19 protein-coding genes and 1 tRNA gene are annotated in these 17,459 nt (G+C 68.5%); 6 read left to right on the top strand and 14 right to left on the bottom strand.

What is annotated here, in order from left to right:
* The first annotated feature begins 10 nt into the window (after positions 1–10).
* Positions 11–550, top strand: coding sequence for an isopentenyl-diphosphate Delta-isomerase (idi, locus tag KL788_RS09265; protein ID WP_293170638.1), 540 nt, complete (start codon positions 11–13; stop codon positions 548–550).
* On the opposite strand, the gene KL788_RS09260 is transcribed toward idi, so the two are convergent.
* On the bottom strand, positions 532–2,214 hold the full coding sequence (locus KL788_RS09260; RefSeq protein ID WP_293170636.1) for an ATP-binding protein: 1,683 nt from the start codon (positions 2,212–2,214) through the stop codon (positions 532–534). The two genes, idi and KL788_RS09260, sit on opposite strands and share 19 nt — an antisense overlap.
* A 27-nt stretch (positions 2,215–2,241) precedes the next feature.
* The gene (locus KL788_RS09255; RefSeq protein ID WP_293170634.1) at positions 2,242–4,203 is read right to left on the bottom strand and encodes an ATP-binding protein; all 1,962 of its coding nucleotides are present in this window, start codon (positions 4,201–4,203) and stop codon (positions 2,242–2,244) included.
* A gap of 95 nt (positions 4,204–4,298) precedes the next feature.
* Here KL788_RS09255 and KL788_RS09250 point away from each other — a divergent pair, with 95 nt between their 5' ends.
* A complete protein-coding gene (locus KL788_RS09250; protein ID WP_293170632.1) occupies positions 4,299–4,664 on the top strand; it encodes a response regulator transcription factor in 366 nt (121 codons plus the stop codon).
* Positions 4,665–4,676: 12 nt separating this feature from the next.
* On the opposite strand, the gene dcd is transcribed toward KL788_RS09250, so the two are convergent.
* Positions 4,677–5,267, bottom strand: a complete 591-nt coding sequence (dcd, locus tag KL788_RS09245; RefSeq protein ID WP_293170630.1) for a dCTP deaminase — start codon at positions 5,265–5,267, stop codon at positions 4,677–4,679.
* Between the two features lie 115 nt (positions 5,268–5,382).
* On the opposite strand from dcd, the gene KL788_RS09240 reads away from it, so the two are divergent.
* Positions 5,383–5,453 (top strand) — tRNA-Gly (locus tag KL788_RS09240).
* 232 nt (positions 5,454–5,685) lie between these two features.
* Here the strand turns inward: KL788_RS09240 and KL788_RS09235 are convergent.
* On the bottom strand, positions 5,686–7,308 hold the full coding sequence (locus tag KL788_RS09235; RefSeq protein WP_293170628.1) for an alpha/beta hydrolase: 1,623 nt from the start codon (positions 7,306–7,308) through the stop codon (positions 5,686–5,688).
* A 93-nt stretch (positions 7,309–7,401) separates the two neighbouring features.
* Here KL788_RS09235 and KL788_RS09230 point away from each other — a divergent pair, with 93 nt between their 5' ends.
* Positions 7,402–7,953 (top strand): hypothetical protein, encoded by a 552-nt coding sequence (locus KL788_RS09230; RefSeq protein WP_293170627.1) that lies wholly within the window; start codon positions 7,402–7,404, stop codon positions 7,951–7,953.
* On the opposite strand, the gene KL788_RS09225 is transcribed toward KL788_RS09230, so the two are convergent.
* Positions 7,941–9,287 (bottom strand): ATP-dependent DNA helicase, encoded by a 1,347-nt coding sequence (locus KL788_RS09225; protein ID WP_293170625.1) that lies wholly within the window; start codon positions 9,285–9,287, stop codon positions 7,941–7,943. The two genes, KL788_RS09230 and KL788_RS09225, sit on opposite strands and share 13 nt — an antisense overlap.
* Positions 9,288–9,400: 113 nt before the next feature.
* On the opposite strand from KL788_RS09225, the gene KL788_RS09220 reads away from it, so the two are divergent.
* Entirely contained in the window at positions 9,401–10,351 is a 951-nt protein-coding gene (locus KL788_RS09220) for a hypothetical protein (protein ID WP_293170623.1), read from the top strand.
* Here KL788_RS09220 and KL788_RS09215 read toward each other — a convergent pair.
* From KL788_RS09215 to KL788_RS09175, 9 genes are all read right to left on the bottom strand, one after another.
* Positions 10,333–12,354 carry a cytochrome c oxidase assembly protein gene (locus KL788_RS09215; protein WP_293170621.1) on the bottom strand — a complete coding sequence of 674 codons (2,022 nt, stop codon included), beginning with the start codon at positions 12,352–12,354 and terminating at the stop codon, positions 10,333–10,335. The genes KL788_RS09220 and KL788_RS09215 overlap by 19 nt on opposite strands.
* Before the next feature lie 116 nt (positions 12,355–12,470).
* Positions 12,471–12,743 (bottom strand): HU family DNA-binding protein, encoded by a 273-nt coding sequence (locus KL788_RS09210; protein WP_293170619.1) that lies wholly within the window; start codon positions 12,741–12,743, stop codon positions 12,471–12,473.
* A gap of 198 nt (positions 12,744–12,941) precedes the next feature.
* Positions 12,942–13,247, bottom strand: coding sequence for a 30S ribosomal protein S14 (gene rpsN, locus KL788_RS09205; RefSeq protein WP_255160588.1), 306 nt, complete (start codon positions 13,245–13,247; stop codon positions 12,942–12,944).
* Positions 13,248–13,250: 3 nt separating this feature from the next.
* Positions 13,251–13,418, bottom strand: a complete 168-nt coding sequence (gene rpmG / locus KL788_RS09200) for a 50S ribosomal protein L33 (protein WP_100823747.1) — start codon at positions 13,416–13,418, stop codon at positions 13,251–13,253.
* Entirely contained in the window at positions 13,418–13,654 is a 237-nt protein-coding gene (gene rpmB, locus KL788_RS09195; RefSeq protein WP_293170614.1) for a 50S ribosomal protein L28, read from the bottom strand. The genes rpmG and rpmB overlap by 1 nt, the downstream gene beginning before the upstream one ends.
* 149 nt (positions 13,655–13,803) lie before the next feature.
* The gene (locus tag KL788_RS09190) at positions 13,804–14,208 is read right to left on the bottom strand and encodes a Fur family transcriptional regulator (protein WP_293170612.1); all 405 of its coding nucleotides are present in this window, start codon (positions 14,206–14,208) and stop codon (positions 13,804–13,806) included.
* Positions 14,205–15,074, bottom strand: coding sequence for a metal ABC transporter permease (locus KL788_RS09185; RefSeq protein WP_293170610.1), 870 nt, complete (start codon positions 15,072–15,074; stop codon positions 14,205–14,207). The genes KL788_RS09190 and KL788_RS09185 overlap by 4 nt, the downstream gene beginning before the upstream one ends.
* Entirely contained in the window at positions 15,071–15,889 is an 819-nt protein-coding gene (locus KL788_RS09180; protein ID WP_293170608.1) for a metal ABC transporter ATP-binding protein, read from the bottom strand. Before KL788_RS09180 ends, KL788_RS09185 begins: the two co-directional genes overlap by 4 nt.
* Positions 15,886–16,902, bottom strand: a complete 1,017-nt coding sequence (locus KL788_RS09175; RefSeq protein WP_293170606.1) for a metal ABC transporter solute-binding protein, Zn/Mn family — start codon at positions 16,900–16,902, stop codon at positions 15,886–15,888. The genes KL788_RS09180 and KL788_RS09175 overlap by 4 nt, the downstream gene beginning before the upstream one ends.
* A 98-nt stretch (positions 16,903–17,000) precedes the next feature.
* Between KL788_RS09175 and KL788_RS09170 the strand changes: the two genes are divergently transcribed.
* Positions 17,001–17,459 (top strand): nitroreductase/quinone reductase family protein, encoded by a 459-nt coding sequence (locus KL788_RS09170; RefSeq protein ID WP_293170604.1) that lies wholly within the window; start codon positions 17,001–17,003, stop codon positions 17,457–17,459.

Here is a 17,459-nt window from a genome sequence, read left to right as displayed (position 1 = left end):
ACCGCGGCCCATGAACGAACTTCCTGAAACCGTCGTGCTGCTGTCTGACGACGGCACCGCCATCGGTACGGCCCCCAAGGCGACCGTGCACACCACCGAGACTCCCCTGCATCTGGCGTTCTCCTGCCACGTGTTCGATGGAGCCGGCCGCGTGCTCGTCACCCGTCGGGCACTGAGCAAGGCCACCTGGCCGGGAGTGTGGACGAACTCGTTCTGCGGGCATCCGGCGCCCGGCGAAGACACGGTCGAGGCGATCGTGCGCCGAGCGCAGCGCGAGCTCGGGCTTGCCCTCACCGACGTGCAGGTCGCCCTGCCCGAGTTCCGCTACCGCGCGGTCGACGCCTCAGGAGTCGTCGAAAACGAGATCTGCCCGGTCTACGTCGCCCGCGCCGCGACCGACGTCGCCCCGGCTGACGACGAAGTCGCCGAGTGGGCGTGGGTCGACCCCGCTGAACTGCGTGCCTCGGTCGAGGCGGCACCGTTCGCGTTCAGCCCCTGGCTCGGCTGGCAGTTGGCCGCCTGGCCCGGCGACTACCGCGCGGCCGACTGAGTCGGCGGAGCGATCGACAACGGCGACCGCGGAATGCGCACGACCACACTCGTGCCGGCCACGCCATCAGAGCTCAAGGCCACCTGCCCGCCGATGCGGTGCTCAACGAGCGCGCGCACGATCGGCAGGCCGAGCCCGGTGCCCGGCACGTCGCGGTGCTGAGGCGTCTGCACGCGGTAGAAGCGCTCCCAGACCGCCTCCTGCTCAGCCAGCGGAATGCCGGGCCCCTCATCGTCGATGCGCACATCGAGCCACGCCGACGCAGGCGGTGCATCGAGCGTGACGACGACCGTGCCCTCGGCGGGGCTGAACTTGAGGGCATTAGTGAGCAGATTCGAGAAGACCCGCACGAGATCTGGTTCGATGCCGTGGATCATCACCGGCTCGTCGGGCAGTCGCCGCTCGACCGTGACGGCGCGCGCCGCCGGCACGAGAATCAGCGTGTCGTCGATGCAGTTGTCGAGCAGCTCGCGCAGGTCGAGATCGGCGGGTGGGCGAGTGCTGCCCTCTGAGGTGCTCAAGCGACTGAGCTCGAGAACGTCTTCGATGACGTCGGCGAGTCGGCGTGCATTGCGGTGGATGATGCGCCCGGCTTGATCAGTCTCGGGGTCGAGGTCTGCGTCGACGAGCTGCTCAGCGAAGCCCAAGATGCTCGTCACGGGCGTGCGCAGCTCATGGCTGACGGCCGAGATGAAGTCGTCTTTCTGTGCGTTGAGCTGCAAGAGCTCATCGGCCACCAGCGTGGCATCGCGCTCGCGGGTAGCGAGGGCTTCTGCGGCAGTGTTCCAATCGGAGCTCTGGCCCGAGACGAACAGGGCGGCGGCGGCATGGGTCATGATGAAGAGCTGCAGGGCGAAGATGGCTCCGCGCTGATCGGTGTCGAGCAGTAGTGCGAAGGGGCCGATGCCCGTAGCGGTGGCCAGGGTCGCCGCGACCGCGAGGGCGACGGTCTGCAACGCGACGGTCATCGGCGGCAGTCGATAGGCACCCCACATGAGCGTCGTGATGATCAAGAACGTCAGCGCGAGGCCACCCGCGAGAGCGAAGACGACGACTGTGAGAAACACGAGAGCAAGGGTCTGCACGAGGGGCTCCCACGCAGGCACCCGCAGCGGAATGCTCGGCGAGACCAGGGCGAGCGGCCCGATGGCGAAGAAGGCGCTGGCGTGCGAGGTGATGAGCGATGAGGCGACGAGCGCCGGTTCGGCGCCGGCGAGCAGGGCCGCCGCCCCCGCGGTCAAGATAGCGAAGAGCAGCGTGCCGACGGCGACGCTGATCAAGAAGCGCCCGATCTGCGTCAGAGTCGTGAACCGGGCGTGCGCTGCGCCGCCGGTCAGAATACGCACGACGATCCAGACCTCGATCGCATTGGTGAGCCCGTAGGCGAGAGAAAGCTCGAGAGGCTGACCCCCGAGGTAGTTTCCGACCGCCACGGCCACGGCCACGACGCCGCTCACGGCGAGGCGGCGACCGCGACTGGCGAGCACCGCGAAGAAGAGCACGCCGATCGCCGGCCACCAGAGCGCGATCGGGGCGTCAGGGCTGATGGCTGACAGGCTCAGCCGCGCGACGCCGATCGCGGCGACGATGAGTGCTGCGATGAGGATGCGCCGGGGCAGGGCGGGCAGGTCGTGTAGACGAGCGGCCAGCCCTCGAGCATCCATCGTTCGTCCTCGACTCAGTGCGAGGGCTTAATCACCCTCGTGCGCCAACGATAGCGCCGGAGCCTCGCTGGGCAGGCGAACAATCGCGGTCGTTCCTCCGCCTTGGGTCTCGGTGATCGACACGGTTCCGCCGAGCCGAGTCTCGACGAGTGCCCTGACGATCGGCAGCCCCAGCCCCGTGCCCGGCACTGCACGGTGGCTGTCGACGGGAGCCCGTGCGAAGCGCTCCCACACCATGTCGCGGTGCTCGGCCGGAATGCCGAGCCCGTGGTCGATGACGTGCACCACGGCACCCTCGCCGTCGCGCTGAATTTCGATCGTGACGGTTCCGTCGTCGTGCGAGAACTTGACCGCGTTCGAGAGCAGATTCGCGCACACTCGCTCCAGCTCGCGAGTGCGCGATCGCACGACGACGGGACCATCGGGTGCCGACACGGTCACGCTCACGCGGCGGCTCAGCACGAGACCTTCGGAGTCGCGCGCGCACTCGGCCGCGAGCGTCACGAGGTCGATCGTCTCGGGCGCCGTGCGCGGGCCTCCGAGGGCGCTCAACCGGCTGAGCTCGAGCACGTCGTCGATGACATCGGCCAGTCGGCGCGCGTTGCGGGCGATGATCGCACCGGCCTGCGCAGCCTCGGGGGGCAGAGGCGATGCTTCGAGCTGCTCGCTGAAGCCGAGAATACTCGTCACCGGCGTGCGCAGCTCGTGGCTGACTGCAGAGATGAAGTCGTCTTTCTGGTCGTTCAGGCGACGCAACTGGTCAGCGCTCTCGAGAGCGACTCGCTCGCGCTCATCGCGCTCGGTCACGTCAGAAATCACGATGGTGACGAGCCCAGGTCCTTCGCTCACACCTCGTTCGGCAATCGACGCCTCATACGTGCGATCGTCGCGCTCGAAGACAACTTGGCCAGAGTCAGAATTCTTGACCAGCTGGTCGATCGCGGCGATCCCGAACGGGGGGCCATCCGCGCCGAAGACGCGAAGCGCGAGATCATTTCGAGCCACCTCGCGCAACCCGTGTTCTGCACGTTCAGCGATGAAGATGCCCGCGTCGGCGGCGACGATTCCCTCTCTCAGCAACTCTTCTTGCGCTCGCAGCCGAACGACCACGGCAAGCCAGTCCGCTCGAGCAGCACACGTCAGCAGTGCGGTGATGGCATAGACGAGAAGAAAGGTCTGGATCAAGACGACCGGAATGCGCCCGCCACCGTCGTCGACGAGCGCGAACGGTCCTCCCCCCAACAACGTCAACACGATCACCGCGGCCGCGGTGGCGAGCATCTGCGCAGCGCTCACCAGCATCGGAAAGCGAAACGCCGACCAGAGGAACGCGACTACAGGAAGGAAGGCGATCGGCCATGTGTTGCCAGGCCAGAACACGAGCAAGACCAGGCCGATCAAGAAGGTTGACTGCGTCACGACTTCTAGCCAGCGTCGACCCAGACCTTGAGGGATCGGCACCATGAAGAGGGGCAGCATGACTAGGGTCGCAGACGCATGCGACGCGGTTAACTGCGCGAAACCTTCAAGAAGAGGTCGCTGAAGAAACAGCATTGCCGCGATCGCAAGAGCCGCGCCCGTCGCGGCAGCGGCGAGCAACGCGACCGCGATGAAGCGCACACTGTGCAGAAGTGTCGACAACCGGGAAGGCACCCCAGCCGGCGCCAGCATCGCAGCGATGATCGCCACCTCGAGGGTGTTTCCCACCGCCAGCAGCGCCGCGAAGAGGGGGTCGCGGCCGGCCAGCAGATTGCCGCTGCCCGTCGCCACCACGACGAGCAGGAGCACCAGCCACCTCTCGCGGCCGCGAGCGAGCATCGCGGCCACCGAAGCGAAGCCGGCCGCCGGCCACCATGCCGCCAGTTCCGGATCAACGAAGCTGAACGCGACCGCCGCGTATGCGGCGACAGCCGTGGCCCCGATCAACAAGGCGATGGCAACCCGGCGCACCGCGTCGGAGGAGGCGGCGAGTCGTGCGATGATGCTCACGCGGACTCCTCTCTCGGCGACAGGCGTCCCTTCGCATAAGGCGAACGTCGATCTGCGTGAGAGACTATCGACATCACGAGGGGACGTGGGGTGGCATGGCGCAGATCTTGATCGTCGAGGATGAGCCCGACGTGCTGCTGCTGCTCGAGAACCGAGTTCGCGCGGCCGGGCACGACGTCGAGAGCGCCACCGACGGCGAGACGGCGCTCGAGATGATCGCCGAGCGCCGCCCGGGTGTCATCGTGCTCGACTGGATGATGCCGCGCGTCAGCGGCATCGACGTGCTCGAGAAGCTGCGCGTCGACGACCCCGACCACGAGGTCAAGGTGCTCATGCTGACCGCGAAGTCGCAGCAGAGCGATATCGATCGTGCCTATGCCGCGGGGGCCGACGACTACATCGTGAAGCCGTTCAGCTCGCGCGACCTCATCGAGCGCATCGCGAGCCTCGCCGGCGCGTGACGCCCGACCGGCCTACTCGGCGGTCGGTGCGATCTCAGTGCGGTGGAAGTTCTGCCACGAGCGCGACGCCGTCGGCCCGCGCTGCCCCTGATAGCGGTTCAGGTACCCGCCCGTGCCATAGGGGTTCTCTGCCGGAGAGCTGAGCCGGAAGAAGCACAGCTGCCCGATCTTCATGCCCGGCCACAGCTTGATGGGCAGGGTCGCGACGTTGCTCAGCTCGAGCGTGACGTGTCCCGTGAACCCCGGGTCGATGAAGCCCGCCGTCGAGTGGGTGAGCAGGCCCAGTCGCCCGAGCGAGCTCTTGCCCTCGAGCCGAGCCGCGACGTCATCGGGCAGGCTGACCTGCTCGTAGGTCGAACCGAGCACGAACTCGCCCGGGTGCAGAATGAACGGCTCGTCGGGCCTCGCCTCGACCAGGCGCGTCAGCTCGGGCTGCTCGTCAGCCGGATCGATGAACGGGTACTTGTGGTTGTCGAACAGCCGGAAGAGCGAGTCGAGCCGCACGTCGACGCTCGAGGGCTGCACCATCGCCAGGTCGAGCGGGTCGAGGCCGATGCGGCCCGAAGACAGTTCAGTGCGGATATCGCGGTCGCTCAGCAGCATGCGGTCAGCCTAGCGACGCTTGCTACACTGCTCACGCGACCTGGTGCCCAAGACGGGCACCAGCGCTGGCGTCGCGGCGAAGATCAGAAATGATCTTCGCTCTGAGCTCCAGCGCGGGGATGTAGTTCAATGGCAGAACTTCAGCTTCCCAAGCTGATAGCGCGGGTTCGATTCCCGTCATCCCCTCTGGCCCGCCGAAAGTTTCCCGGCACGATGCTCGACGCGCAGACGCTGACGCGTCTGCGGGGTGGGCCCACGCCGCCAGAGGCTCCGCGCGCCGGGAAGCGGCGTGTGGAGGGGCGGTGGGGACGATTCCCGTAATCCCCTCTGTGTTGATTTCTGGCTGCGCCGCCGCTCCTGCGGCGCAGCGCGCTTCGCGCCACGAGCGCGGTCGCGGCGCTTCGCTGGCGACGGGCTCTCAGTCTTCGTCGGTGATCGCGTAGCTGGCGATCTCGGCTCGCAGGGCGTCGAGGGCGGCCGGGGTGAGGCCCGCGTCACCGGTCACGTCACGCCAGCCGTCGACCATGACGTCGCCGAAGTTGTGGCCGTGCCGCGCCGGAACGCTCTGCCCCATGAGCATGTCGATCGTGACCTGCAAGCCGGTGACCACGGGAATCCAGCGCATCGACGGGCTTACGTCGGCACCGCGCTGCTCGGGCTCGAGCCACTCGGGCGGTGACCACAGCAGCTCAGGCGTCAGCCACGTGATCGGGTCGGTTGCGTGCTGCAGGTACAGCACCCGGGGCTCGGCCCACGGGCCGGGCAGACGCTCGGTGTCACCCGGCTGCGACATCCACCGCACTTCGGCGCCGCCGTCGAGCACGGGCTGCCAGGCAGGAGTGCCGGCGTCGCGCGCGGCCTGCAGCTCGCGCCACATGGTCGAGCTCGCCGGGCTGCCCACGAAGAGTGCGCCGTCGGTGCGCTCGCGCAGCTCGTCGACATCGGCGAACGTCTCCTGCCCGCCGTGCGCACCGAGGCTGAGCCCATAGGTCACGAGCCGAGGGCGATCATCAGCAGGCAGACTCGACCACTCGGCGTAGACCGCCTCGAAGGTCGCCTGCGCGGCCCCGATCGGAGCATCCTGATCGAACAAGAACGACACCCAGCTCGGGGTGTAGGCGTACTGCACCGCCACGATCGCCGTGTCGCCCGCGTGCAGGTACTCGACCGAGTCGACCCCCTGGTCTTCGAGCCACCCCGAGCCGGTCGTGGTCGCGACGACGAGTAGCTCGCGCTCGAACGCGCCCGTGCGGCGCAGCTCGGCGACCGCGAGCTCGGCCCGCTCGACGACCGTCTCGGCATGAGCGAGCCCCACGTACACGCGAATGGGCTCGAGGGCGTCGACACCCGTCTGCTCGCTGATCTGCGCCGCCGTCGGGCCGCCCGCGATGAAGGTGCCACCGTGCCGGCCGAGGCCCTGCCACTCGACGGCCGACTGGGGCCCGGCCGAGCGGAACTCGCTCGAGGGCTCGACGAGCGCGGCATCGGGCGCACCGTTGCGGTCGGCGTAGATCGCGTCGATCGCCGCGACGACTACCATGCCGAGCGCGAGCACTCCCGCTGCGACCGCGACCGTCGCCGTGAGCAGGCCGATCGCCGGACCGGCGAGCCGCACGGGGTGGGCGCTCATCCGCCGCACGCCGCGGCCGATCACCACGAGCAGAACGGCGGTGACGAGCGCACCGGCGAGGAAGGCGCCGACCGCGACCGCGTCGAGCGGGGAGACCTCGACGAGCGCGCGCACCTCGTTCTGCCAGCCCACGGCCACGAGACCGATCACGATGATGATGAACGCGGCGAGAGCGAGCATCCCCCACCAGAACGCGCGACGCACGCGCGCAGTCGGCCGCCACCCGAGAGACGACCGGATGATCCACCAGACGAGGGCGCCGACCATGTACCCGAGGCCGAACGCGACGCCCGCGAGCACCCCCTGCAGAATCGCGGGGCGCGGCAGCAACGAGGGCGTGAGCGAGAGGGCCACGAGCGCGAGGCCGATGAGCACTCCGCCCGGGTCGAGGTGCCACCAGCGCCGGGTCATGGCGTCAGCCTAGGGCGGCGATGAGGGTTGAGAAAGTTCCACCAAACCACTCTGCGCCGGGTGCCGAACTCCATGCACACGCAAGGGGGAGAAATGAGAACCGCAGTGAACCGGGCACTCGTGACCATGGCAGCGGTGGGGGCCGCCGTCATTCACGCCGCCGCTGCTCTCACGACGACGTCGGGGAGCGTCGGCGCTGTTCTCTGGGTGGTGGCAGCCATCGAGCTGGCGATCGCGGTGGGGGCCGCACTCGCCGCCCGATGGCTCCCCGCCGCACGCACGGTCGCACTGGTGCTCGTGGCACCGGTGCTGCTGTGGGCGACGTTGCTGCTGGTCGCCGTCACCGCCGATTCACCGGCGATCGCGAGTGCGCTCGCGACCGCTCCGCTCGTCGGAGCATCGATTCTGGGGCTGGCCGGGGCTGCATTCGCGGGGGCGGATGCGCGGCGCACGCGGGTGGGGGCCCGCGTGCGCCCGGCCCGCGCCGCGATCGCCCTGGCGGCCTCCGCCGCACTGACGGTGCTCGTCGTCACGCCCTCGGTCGCTGCCACGCTGCCGGCACCGAGCGTCGCGCCCGAGGTCGTCGAGGTCGAACGGGCCGTCGTCTTCGGTGACCACAGTGGGCACGAGGGCTACACCGACTGAGCGACCGCCCGGCCGATGAGCGGCTCGACGTCGGCCATGAAGCGCCGCACGTTCTCGTCGACGATGATGTCACTCGGCCGCAGCGGGCGTGCCAGGTGCAGGCCGTCGAGCGAGCGGATGCGGCTGAGCGCCACATACGTCTGCCCCGGCGCGAAGGCTCGCGGGCCGAGGTCGACGATCGCCGCGTCGTAGGTCGAGCCCTGCGACTTGTGAATCGTCACCGCCCAGGCCAGGCGCAACGGAAACTGGGTGAATTCGGCCACGATGTCTTTCGAGACCCGCTTCGTCGCGCTCGAATAGGTGTAGCGGTACTTCTCCCACGTGGCCGGCACGACCTCGTGGCTCACGCCGTCGACCTCGACGAAGACCGTGCGACCGATGCGCTCGACGGTGCCGAGCGAGCCGTTGACCCAGCGCGGGGTGCCATCACCCCCGGTGTCATTGCGCAAGAACATGACCTGCGCACCGATCTTGAGCTGCAGCTCTTCGTCGGCGGGGTAGCCGCCCTTCGGCCCGAACTCGCCCTGCACGTCGGCCCGAGCCGTCTTCGGTTCTCCGGGCAAGCGGCGGAGGGCATCCATATTGATGCGCGTCACGGTCGCGTTCGTCGTCGCCAGGGTCAGCACGCCCTCGCTCGGCGCGGGGCGCGCACCCGCCTCGTTGAGCGCCCAGCCGATCTCGGGGGTCACCGTGCCGTGGCGCACGGCGGTGAGCATGGCCCGGAAGTCAGCGTCGTGCTGCCGATGAATCGTCTGCAGCTCGACGATGCGTAAGGAGGCCTCGTTCCACACCGAAGCATCGAAGAACCACATCGAGCGGTAGTGGTCGGCGTAGTACGCACGCTCGCCCTCATCGCGGCCGGGCACGGGCGCGAGCTGGTACGGGTCGCCGAAGAGCACGACCTGCACGCCGCCGAACGGCTCGTGACGGCGCGCACGGGCCTGGCGCAGGCGTCGATCGATCGCATCCATGAGGTCGGCGCTCACCATCGAGACCTCGTCGATGACGACCGTGTCGATCGAGGCGAGCAGGCGACGCAGCTCGGGTGGGTCGTCGAAATCATGATCGGCGATGAGCCCGATCGGCAGCCGGAAGAGCGAGTGGATGGTCTGCCCGCCGACATTGAGCGCCGCCACACCCGTGGGGGCGCAGACGACGACCTGGCGGTCGGTCGCAGCGATGAACGACTCGAGCAGGGTCGACTTGCCCGTGCCGGCGCGACCCGTCACGAAGACGTGCTCGCGCGTCGACTCGATGAGGTCGAGCACAGCCGACTGCTCGGGGCTGAGAGGCGTGCCGTCGGGCGCGGTGCGACCCTCGGCCTGCATCGTCATGCGTCTCCTGACCCGTCGGCGATCGGCCGACGATCCTCCACTGTAGCCGTGGCACCTCGACAGCCTGGCGCGACCCCCGGGTGGTCGTCGACGCGCGCGCCTAGGCTGACCGCATGAGACGCGAAGCCCAGCTCTGGGGAGGAGCCGCCGCCGCAGTGCTCGGCCTGGGCGCGGCGTCGTTCGCGCTCGCCGTGGTCGCGACGGCCACTCCTGAAGCGCATGTGCTGCGCTACCTAGAGGCGCTCGCCGCCGACGACCTCGTCGCCGCAGCGCGACTCGCGGGAGTGCCGGACGGCGACGCGCTGCCCCTCGGAGACGACGGCGAACCGAGCATCGTGCGCATCATCGAACGCACCGACAGCACCGACGGCGACGCGCGGGTGATCGCCGAGTACGGCACAGAGCAGGATGCGGTCACGGCGGTGTTCTTGCTCACGCCCGGCCCCGCGCATCTCGGCATCGTGCCGGTCTGGCAGTTCGCTCGCTCGCCGATCGACAGCGCATCCGTCGAGGTCGACCAGCATGATCGTCTGCGGGTGAACGGTCAGATCGTACAGACCCCCGAGGCGGGCGAGGCCGTGTCTCTCGCGGTCTTCGTGCCGAGCCGCGTCACGGCTCGCGTCGTCGACCCACACGTGCAGGCAGACGCGGTCTCGCGTCGCGTCAACGGTTCGACCCCGACGGCGATCGTGCTCGAGGCGAAACCCACCGCTCTCTTGACGCGCGACGTCGCTGTCGAGTTCGAGTCGTTCCTCATCGCCTGCACCGAGCAGCGCGTGCTGCTGCCCACCGGGTGCCCGTTCGGGCGTTCGGTGACGGAACGCGTTGTCGATCGGCCGACCTGGCAGCTCACGTCGCCGCCCGACATCGAGATCGTCGCGGGGCGGTCACCCGGAACGTGGGCCGTGGTCGGCGAGGCCGAGCTGCGACTGACGGTGCAGGTGCAACGCCTGCGCGACGGACTCGTGAGCGATCTCGACGAGACAGTCACGGCAAACCTCGGCGGGGAGGTCGTGATCACTGACGATGGCCCTGAGCTGACGATCTATCCGCCGCCCGGCTGATCGACCTTCTGGCGCTCGGCTCGCTCGGCGAGCATCGCGTTCCAGGCCGCCAGGTCGGCATCGCCGTCACGATCAGCCTGCCGATCGCGACGTTTCGACTCGCGGCCGTCGGCTCGGCTCCACGACCAGACCACGAGCATCGCCAGCACCAGGGTGGGAATCTCGCCGACGCTCCAGGCGATGCCGCCGCCAGTCTGCTGATCAGCGAGCGGCGTCTGCCCCCACTCGCGCCCCATCGCGCCGAACCACTCGGGCAGCAGCAGCCCGGTGCCCGTGATGAGCGAGAGCCCGAAGAACGCATGGAACGCCATGGTCGCGAGCAGGATGATGAGCCGGATCGGGTACACCGGCCGGTACGGCGACGGGTCGACGCCGATGAGCGCGTTGACGAACAGGTAGCCGCTGAGCAAGAAGTGCAGAATCATCCACTGGTGCCCGAGGTGGTCGCTCACCGCCCACGAGAACAGCGGCGAGTAGTAGAACACCAGCAGCGACACCGCAAAGACGACCGAGGCGACGAGCGGGTGCCCCATGATGCCCGCGAAGCGCGAGTGCACGATGGCGAGAATCCATTCGCGCGGGCCCCGCGAACCGTCTGTGCGGGCGTGGATGGCCCGCGACGCGAGCGTCACGGGCGCCCCCAGCACGAGCATCACGGGAATGCCCATGCTGAGCACCATGTGGCCGAGCATGTGGACGCTGAACAGGTAGCGCTCGTACACAGCGAGGCCGCTGCTCGTCACGAGCACGAGCGACAGCATGCCGAGCGTGAAGAGAATCGTGCGGTGCAGGGGCCACGCGTCTCCTCGGCGATGCAGGCGCGCAGCGCCCGCGAGGTAGAAGAAGGCGCCGAACACTGCGATGAGCGCCCACAGCAGGTTGAGATCCCACTCGGTCGCAAGGCGCCACGGCTCGAAGGCCGGCGGCAGGGGCGCGCCCGTGAGAATCTCTGCCGGAGACGGGTCGGCTAGTTGATCGACGGGCACCTGCGGCACCGGGGTGGCCGTGCGCGCGAGCGCCGTGGCGAGCCCGGCGGCGGCACCCATGAGCGCGAGCTCGGCCGCCACGATGATCCAGAAGGCGCTGCGCCCGCGGTCGTCGCGCTCCATGCGCGCGATCATGCGCAGTCGGTAGTACGCGCCGAAGGCGCCCAGCCCGATGAGGGCGACGACCTTCGCGATCACGAGGAGCCCGTAAGGAGTCGCCAGCGCCTCGAGGCCGCCGACGCGCAGCTGCGCGCTCACGAGTCCGGATGCCGCCACGACGATGAACGAGATGAGTGCGACCGTCGAATAACGCCGAAGCACGACCGTGAGGCGCTCGTCGAGCACCGGGCGCAGTGTCGCGATCACCAGCAGCCCGCCGATCCAGACGGCCGCGAACACGCTGTGCAGGTAGACCGCGGTGACGGCGGCATCGTGGTCGGCGGTGCCGCCGGTGTGACCGGTCTGCGCGACCGGCCACAGGGCGGCCGCGGCGATCGCGGCAACGCCCGCGAGCAGCGCGGGGCTGCGCACGGCGAAGCACAGCACCGTCACGACCGCGGCCAAGAGCGCCGTCGAGAGCCAGGCCTGCCCGAGGTCGGTGGTGCTGAAGTACGCCCCGAGCAGTGCGCCGAACCGCTCATCGATCGAGAGCGGCTCGTTGTAGACGCTCATGAAAGTGAAGAAGCCCGTCGCGACCGCTGCGATGGTCCAGACCGCGGCCGAGGCGGCGGCCACGTCGAGGGCCCTCGAGAACTCGGCGCGCGTCGGGCTCAGCGCGAGCAGTGCGAGCAGCAGGCCACCGATGGTGCCGGCGGCACCCAGCGTCGAGGCGATCTTCGCGATCGGCAGGCCGTACCGCACGATCGCCCCGGGGTCGATGGCGAGGGGGGCGTCGGCGCCGCCCCCGATCGCGAGCCCGATGAGCAAGGCGACGATCGCGCCCGACACGAGCGATGCGGTGCCGACGAGAGCCCAGGGCAGCGCAGTAGTGCGGGTCGCCGGAGCAGTCGTGGTCACGATCTCAGGGTAGGCGACGGTGCTGTGCGGGGGCTTCGGCTGAGCATCCGGAATGCGCGAAGGGCGACCCCCCGTCGAAACGGGAAGCCGCCCTCACAGCGGTGCGAGACCGAAGACTACTTGGCAGCAGCCTTCAGCTTGCTACCGGCGCTGACCTTCACGCCGTTCGACGCGGCGATCTGAATCGTCGCACCCGTCTGGGGGTTGCGGCCGGTGCGCGCCTTGCGGTGCGTCTGCTCGAACGAGATCCAGCCCGGGATCGAGACCTTGGTGCCCGACGCGACGGCGCCCGAGACGACCGAGAAGAGTGCGTCGACGGTGCGGTTCACATCTGCCTGGCTCAGGCCCGACTCAGCGGCCACAGCGGCGACAAGCTCGGAACGGTTCATGGTGTCCTCCTCGGACCTCAACGTTGGTGGTGATAATTCGCGAGTCATGAATGACTGCGAACCGCCTTGACGGTATCAGCAGACCCGCGTGTTTCCGGGCAATTCACCTCGGTGCGCCGAAACTGGGGATTCCGCGGTCGAGAACGCGAAAGGCGGGGTACCCCGGCTCGGGGACCCCGCCTTCGCAGACTGTTCTGACTACCAGCTCGACTTGGTGATGCCGGGCAGCTCGCCGCGGTGCGCCATGTCGCGGAACCGCACACGCGAGATGCCGAACTTCGTCAGCACACCACGGGGACGGCCGTCGACGGCATCGCGTGAACGCACGCGCACGGGCGAGGCGTTGCGGGGCAGCTTCTGCAGACCCTTGCGGGCAGCCTCGCGCGACTCGTCGGTGCCGTTCGGGTCGACGAGGGCCTTCTTCAGTTCGAGTCGCTTCGCGGCGTATCGCTCGACGACGACCTTGCGCTGCTCGTTGCGCGCGATCTTGCTCTTCTTGGCCATGACTTAGCGCTCCTCGCGGAATTCGACGTGCTTGCGGACGACCGGGTCGTACTTCTTGAGCACGAGGCGGTCGGGGTCGTTGCGACGGTTCTTGCGGGTCACGTAGGTGTACCCGGTACCGGCGGTCGACTTGAGCTTGATGATCGGACGGACGTCCTGCTGCTTGGCCACTAGATCTTCACCCCACGAGCGAGCAGGTCTTTGACGACCGACTCGATACCGCGAGCATCAATGGTCTTGATGCCCTTGGCCGACAGGGTGAGGGTCACATTGCGGCGAAGCGACGGCACGAAGTACGTCTTCTTCTGAATGTTCGGATCGAAACGGCGCTTGGTGCGCCGGTGCGAGTGCGAGATGTTGTGCCCAAAGCCGGGAACGGCTCCGGTCACCTGGCAGACGGCTGCCATGGTTCCTCCAATATGTGGTTACCGTACGGCGAGCGCCGTACCCAAGGTCACTTGTCGGCACGCAGACACCCGCTGGTCCTTCCGATGACACTGGAAGGGCGAGAGCGCGTACAAGAAGAGCGGATGGCCGCTCAACACAAACCCCTAGCTTACGACGAAGAGGGGCCGGCCTGCAATTTGGAACAACGCTCGCACAGGCCGAAGACGTCGACGACGTGCTCAGCCCTGGTGAATCCATGCTGCGACGCCACCTGGCGCGCCCAGTCTTCGACCGCCGTCGCCTCGATCTCGACTGTGAGACCGCAGTTGCGGCAGATGAGGTGGTGATGGTGGCTGCCGGGCGTGCAGGCGCGGTAGAGCGCCTCACCCTCCTGCTGCAGCGAGTCGGCCTCGCCCTCATCCGCGAGGTCGGCGAGGGCCCGGTAGACGGTCGCGAGCCCAATGCTCGAGCCCGACTCTCGCAGGGCCCCGTGGAGGGCCTGAGCACTGACGAAATTCTCGTTCTCGCTGAGAGCCGTGCGCACGGCCTCACGCTGCCACGTATTGCGCTTCATGCCGCCCTCACATCGGCCGCCTCAGCCAGAGCAGATCTCGCCTTCACCGAACCGCGACGCGAACCCACGACCCGGCAGACGACGTAGATCGCGAACGAGATCGTCGTGATGTACGGGCTTATCGGCAGGGAGCCGCCGAGCGCGAGCAGGATTCCGCCGACCGCCGAGACGAGGCCGAAGACCATGCTGAGAATCGGCACGAGCACCGGTGACGCTGAGACCCGCAACGCCGCAGCGGCAGGTGTCACGAGCAGCGCGAGCACGAGCAGCGCCCCGATGATCTGCACCGACACGGCCACCGTGAGACCGAGAAGAGTCATGAACACGAAGCTGAGGGCTCGGCTCGGCACCCCGCGGGCGCTCGCCACCTCGGGGTCGAGGCTGTCGAAGGTGAGCGGCCGCCAGACGATGAGCAGCGAGATGAGCACGACGATGCTGATCGCGATGAGCAGCCCGAGTTGAGGAAGGTCGACACTGATGATCTGCCCGGTGAGTAGGCCGAACTTGTTACCGCTGCGTCCCGGGTAGAGGGCCAGGAACAGAATGCCGAGACCGAGGCCGAACGGCATGAGCACCCCGATGATCGAGTTGCGATCGCGGGCCTTGGCGCCGAGCACGCCGATCAGCGCCGCAGCGATGAGCGAGCCCACGATCGATCCGGCCACGACATTGATGCCCAGCAGCAGCGCCGCCGCGGCGCCCGCGAACGACAGCTCGCTGATGCCGTGCACGGCGAACGCCATGTCGCGCTGCATCACGAACACCCCGATGAGACCGCCGACGATGCCGAGCACGGCCGCGGCGATGATCGAGTTCTGCACGAGCGCGAGCAGCTGTAGGTAGGTGGCGGGGTCGACGAAGGTCACGCGATCACCTCGTGGTGGTGCTCGGCCTCGGGTGCACCGACGACGACGACCCGGCCGCGCGAGCGGAACACTTCGACCGGGGTTCCGTACAGGCGCGAGAGCACGTCGTCGCGCAGCACCTCGTCAGGTGTGCCGATCGTGAAGCGGCCCTGGGCGAGGTAGAGCACCCGGTCGACCATGCCCAGCACCGGGTTGATGTCGTGCGTCACGAAAATGACGGCCGTGCCGTGCTGGCGCCGCCGACGGTCGATGAGCTCGCTGACGGCACGCTGATGCTGAAGGTCGAGGCTCATGAGCGGTTCGTCGCACAGCAGCAGGTTGGGGTCGTCGGCGAGCGCCTGGGCAACGCGCAAGCGCTGCTGCTCGCCGCCCGACAGGCTGCCGAGCGGCTGGTCGGCGAACGACTCGGCGCCGACTGCCGTCAGCAGAGCATCCACCGCCGCACGATCGTCGCGCCGCGTGATCGGAGGCCCAAAGCGCTGACCGTTGACGCCGAGCATGACGAGATCGCGGCCTCGCAGGGGAGTGCCAGGGGCGACGATCTTCTGCTGGGGAATGTACCCGATGCGGCGATGACCGCGATGTGCCGGATGCCCGTCGACGAGCACCGCGCCGGCGTCGAGCCGCTGCTCGCCGAGCATGGCGCGTAGCAGGCTCGTCTTGCCCGTTCCGTTTCCGCCGAGCACGGCGATGAACTCGCCGGGCTGCACGTCGAGGTCGAGCCCGCTCCAGAGTGCGCGGTCGCCGAAGCCGAGAGCCCCGCCCCGAATGCTCAGCACCGGGGCGGGGTCGGTCACATCGTCGCGAGCCGTCACGCGGCCGTCAGTGCCCCGCTCACGGCCTCGAGGTTCGCGCGCATCCACGAGACGTAGTCTTCACCGTCAGGCAGGGTTTCGACGAATGAGACCACGGGAATGCCCGCCGCCTCGGCGGCCGCGCGCACGCGCTCGGTCTCGGGGCTCGCAGTCTGCTCGTTGTAGGCGAGCAGTCGCACGTCGCCCGCCTCGATCATGTCGAGCGTCTGCTGCAGTGCGAGCGGCGGCACATCAGCACCCTCTTCGATCGCCTCGAGAAACGCTTCGGGGGTCTCGTCGTCGAAACCGAGTTCGGCCAGCAGGTAGGCCGGAACCGGCTCGGTCGAGGCGACCATGCCGCCACCGAGCTCGCTCGCGAGCACCTCGAGCTCGGCCTCGAGGGTCTCGAGCTCGGCTTCGAAGTCGCTGAGGTTCTGCGCGTAGGCCTCGGCGTTGTCGGCGTCGACGGTCGAGAGCGCCTCGGCGATCGCCGCGGCGACATCGCCCATGACGTGAATGTCGTACCAGACGTGCTCGTTGGCGCCGTCGAGGTGACCGTGGTCGTCGCCCTCTTCAGAGTGGGCGTCTGCCTCGTCTTCGGCGTGCGCCTCGTCTTCTGCATGCGCCTCTTCTTCTGCATGCGCCTCTTCGTCGCTGTGACCGTGCTCCTCGATCTCGAGCCCCGCCACCTCAACGGCGTTGACGACCAGGGCGGTCGAGCCAGAGCCGTCAATGAGCACGTCAACGAAGGGGTCGTAGCCCCCGCCGTTCTCGATGACGACATCGGCACCGGCGATAGCGAGCTGGTCTTGCGCGTTCGCCTCGTAGCTGTGCGGGTCGATAGCGGCTGAGCTGATGATGCTCGTGACCGTGGCGAAGTCGCCGGCGATCGAGGCGGCAATGTCGCCGTAGACGTTGGTCGAGGCGACGACGGAGATGCCGGTCGCTTCCGGTGCGGGTGCGGCGCATCCCGTGAGGGCGAGACCGGCGGTGGCGGCGACGAGCAGTGCGGGTAGAGAGCGGCGGTAGGTCATGGCTCGATGCTAGAGCTTATCGAGAATGATTGTCAAAACGATTCTCAATAAGGCCCGCGCTGCGGCTACGCCTCAGGATGCCCCGCTAGCGTGCCGCCATGTCGAACCGTCGCTCGATGCTCACCATGACCGGGCTGCACCGCGCCGTGCTGCGGCTGAGTGGCGGTCGGCTCGGGCGCCGGCTCGGGGGAATGCCCGTGGTCGAGCTCACCACCATAGGCAGGTCGAGCGGCCTGCCGCGCACGACGATCCTCACCGTTCCGCACCGCGAGCCGATGCCCGACCGTCAGAGCGGCGAACGGCTGGTCGTCATCGCGAGCCGGGGTGGCGACGACCTGCAACCGGCGTGGTACCTCAACCTGCTGGCCGAGCCGAGCGTGCAGGTGGCGCGGTGGGGCGAGCATCCGTCGCCGTATCGGGCGCGCACCGCGGATCGCGACGAGCGCGCCCGGCTGTGGCCGCTCGCGGTCGAGGCCTACAGCGGGTACGCCGCGTACCAGCGCAAGACCGAGCGCGAGATACCGGTCGTGATTCTCGAGCCGATGCCGACGAGCTAG

Source organism: Microcella sp. (assembly GCF_019739195.1).
In the GTDB taxonomy this organism is placed as follows: Bacteria; Actinomycetota; Actinomycetes; order Actinomycetales; family Microbacteriaceae; genus Microcella.
This window is presented reverse-complemented; position numbering and strand designations above follow the sequence as displayed.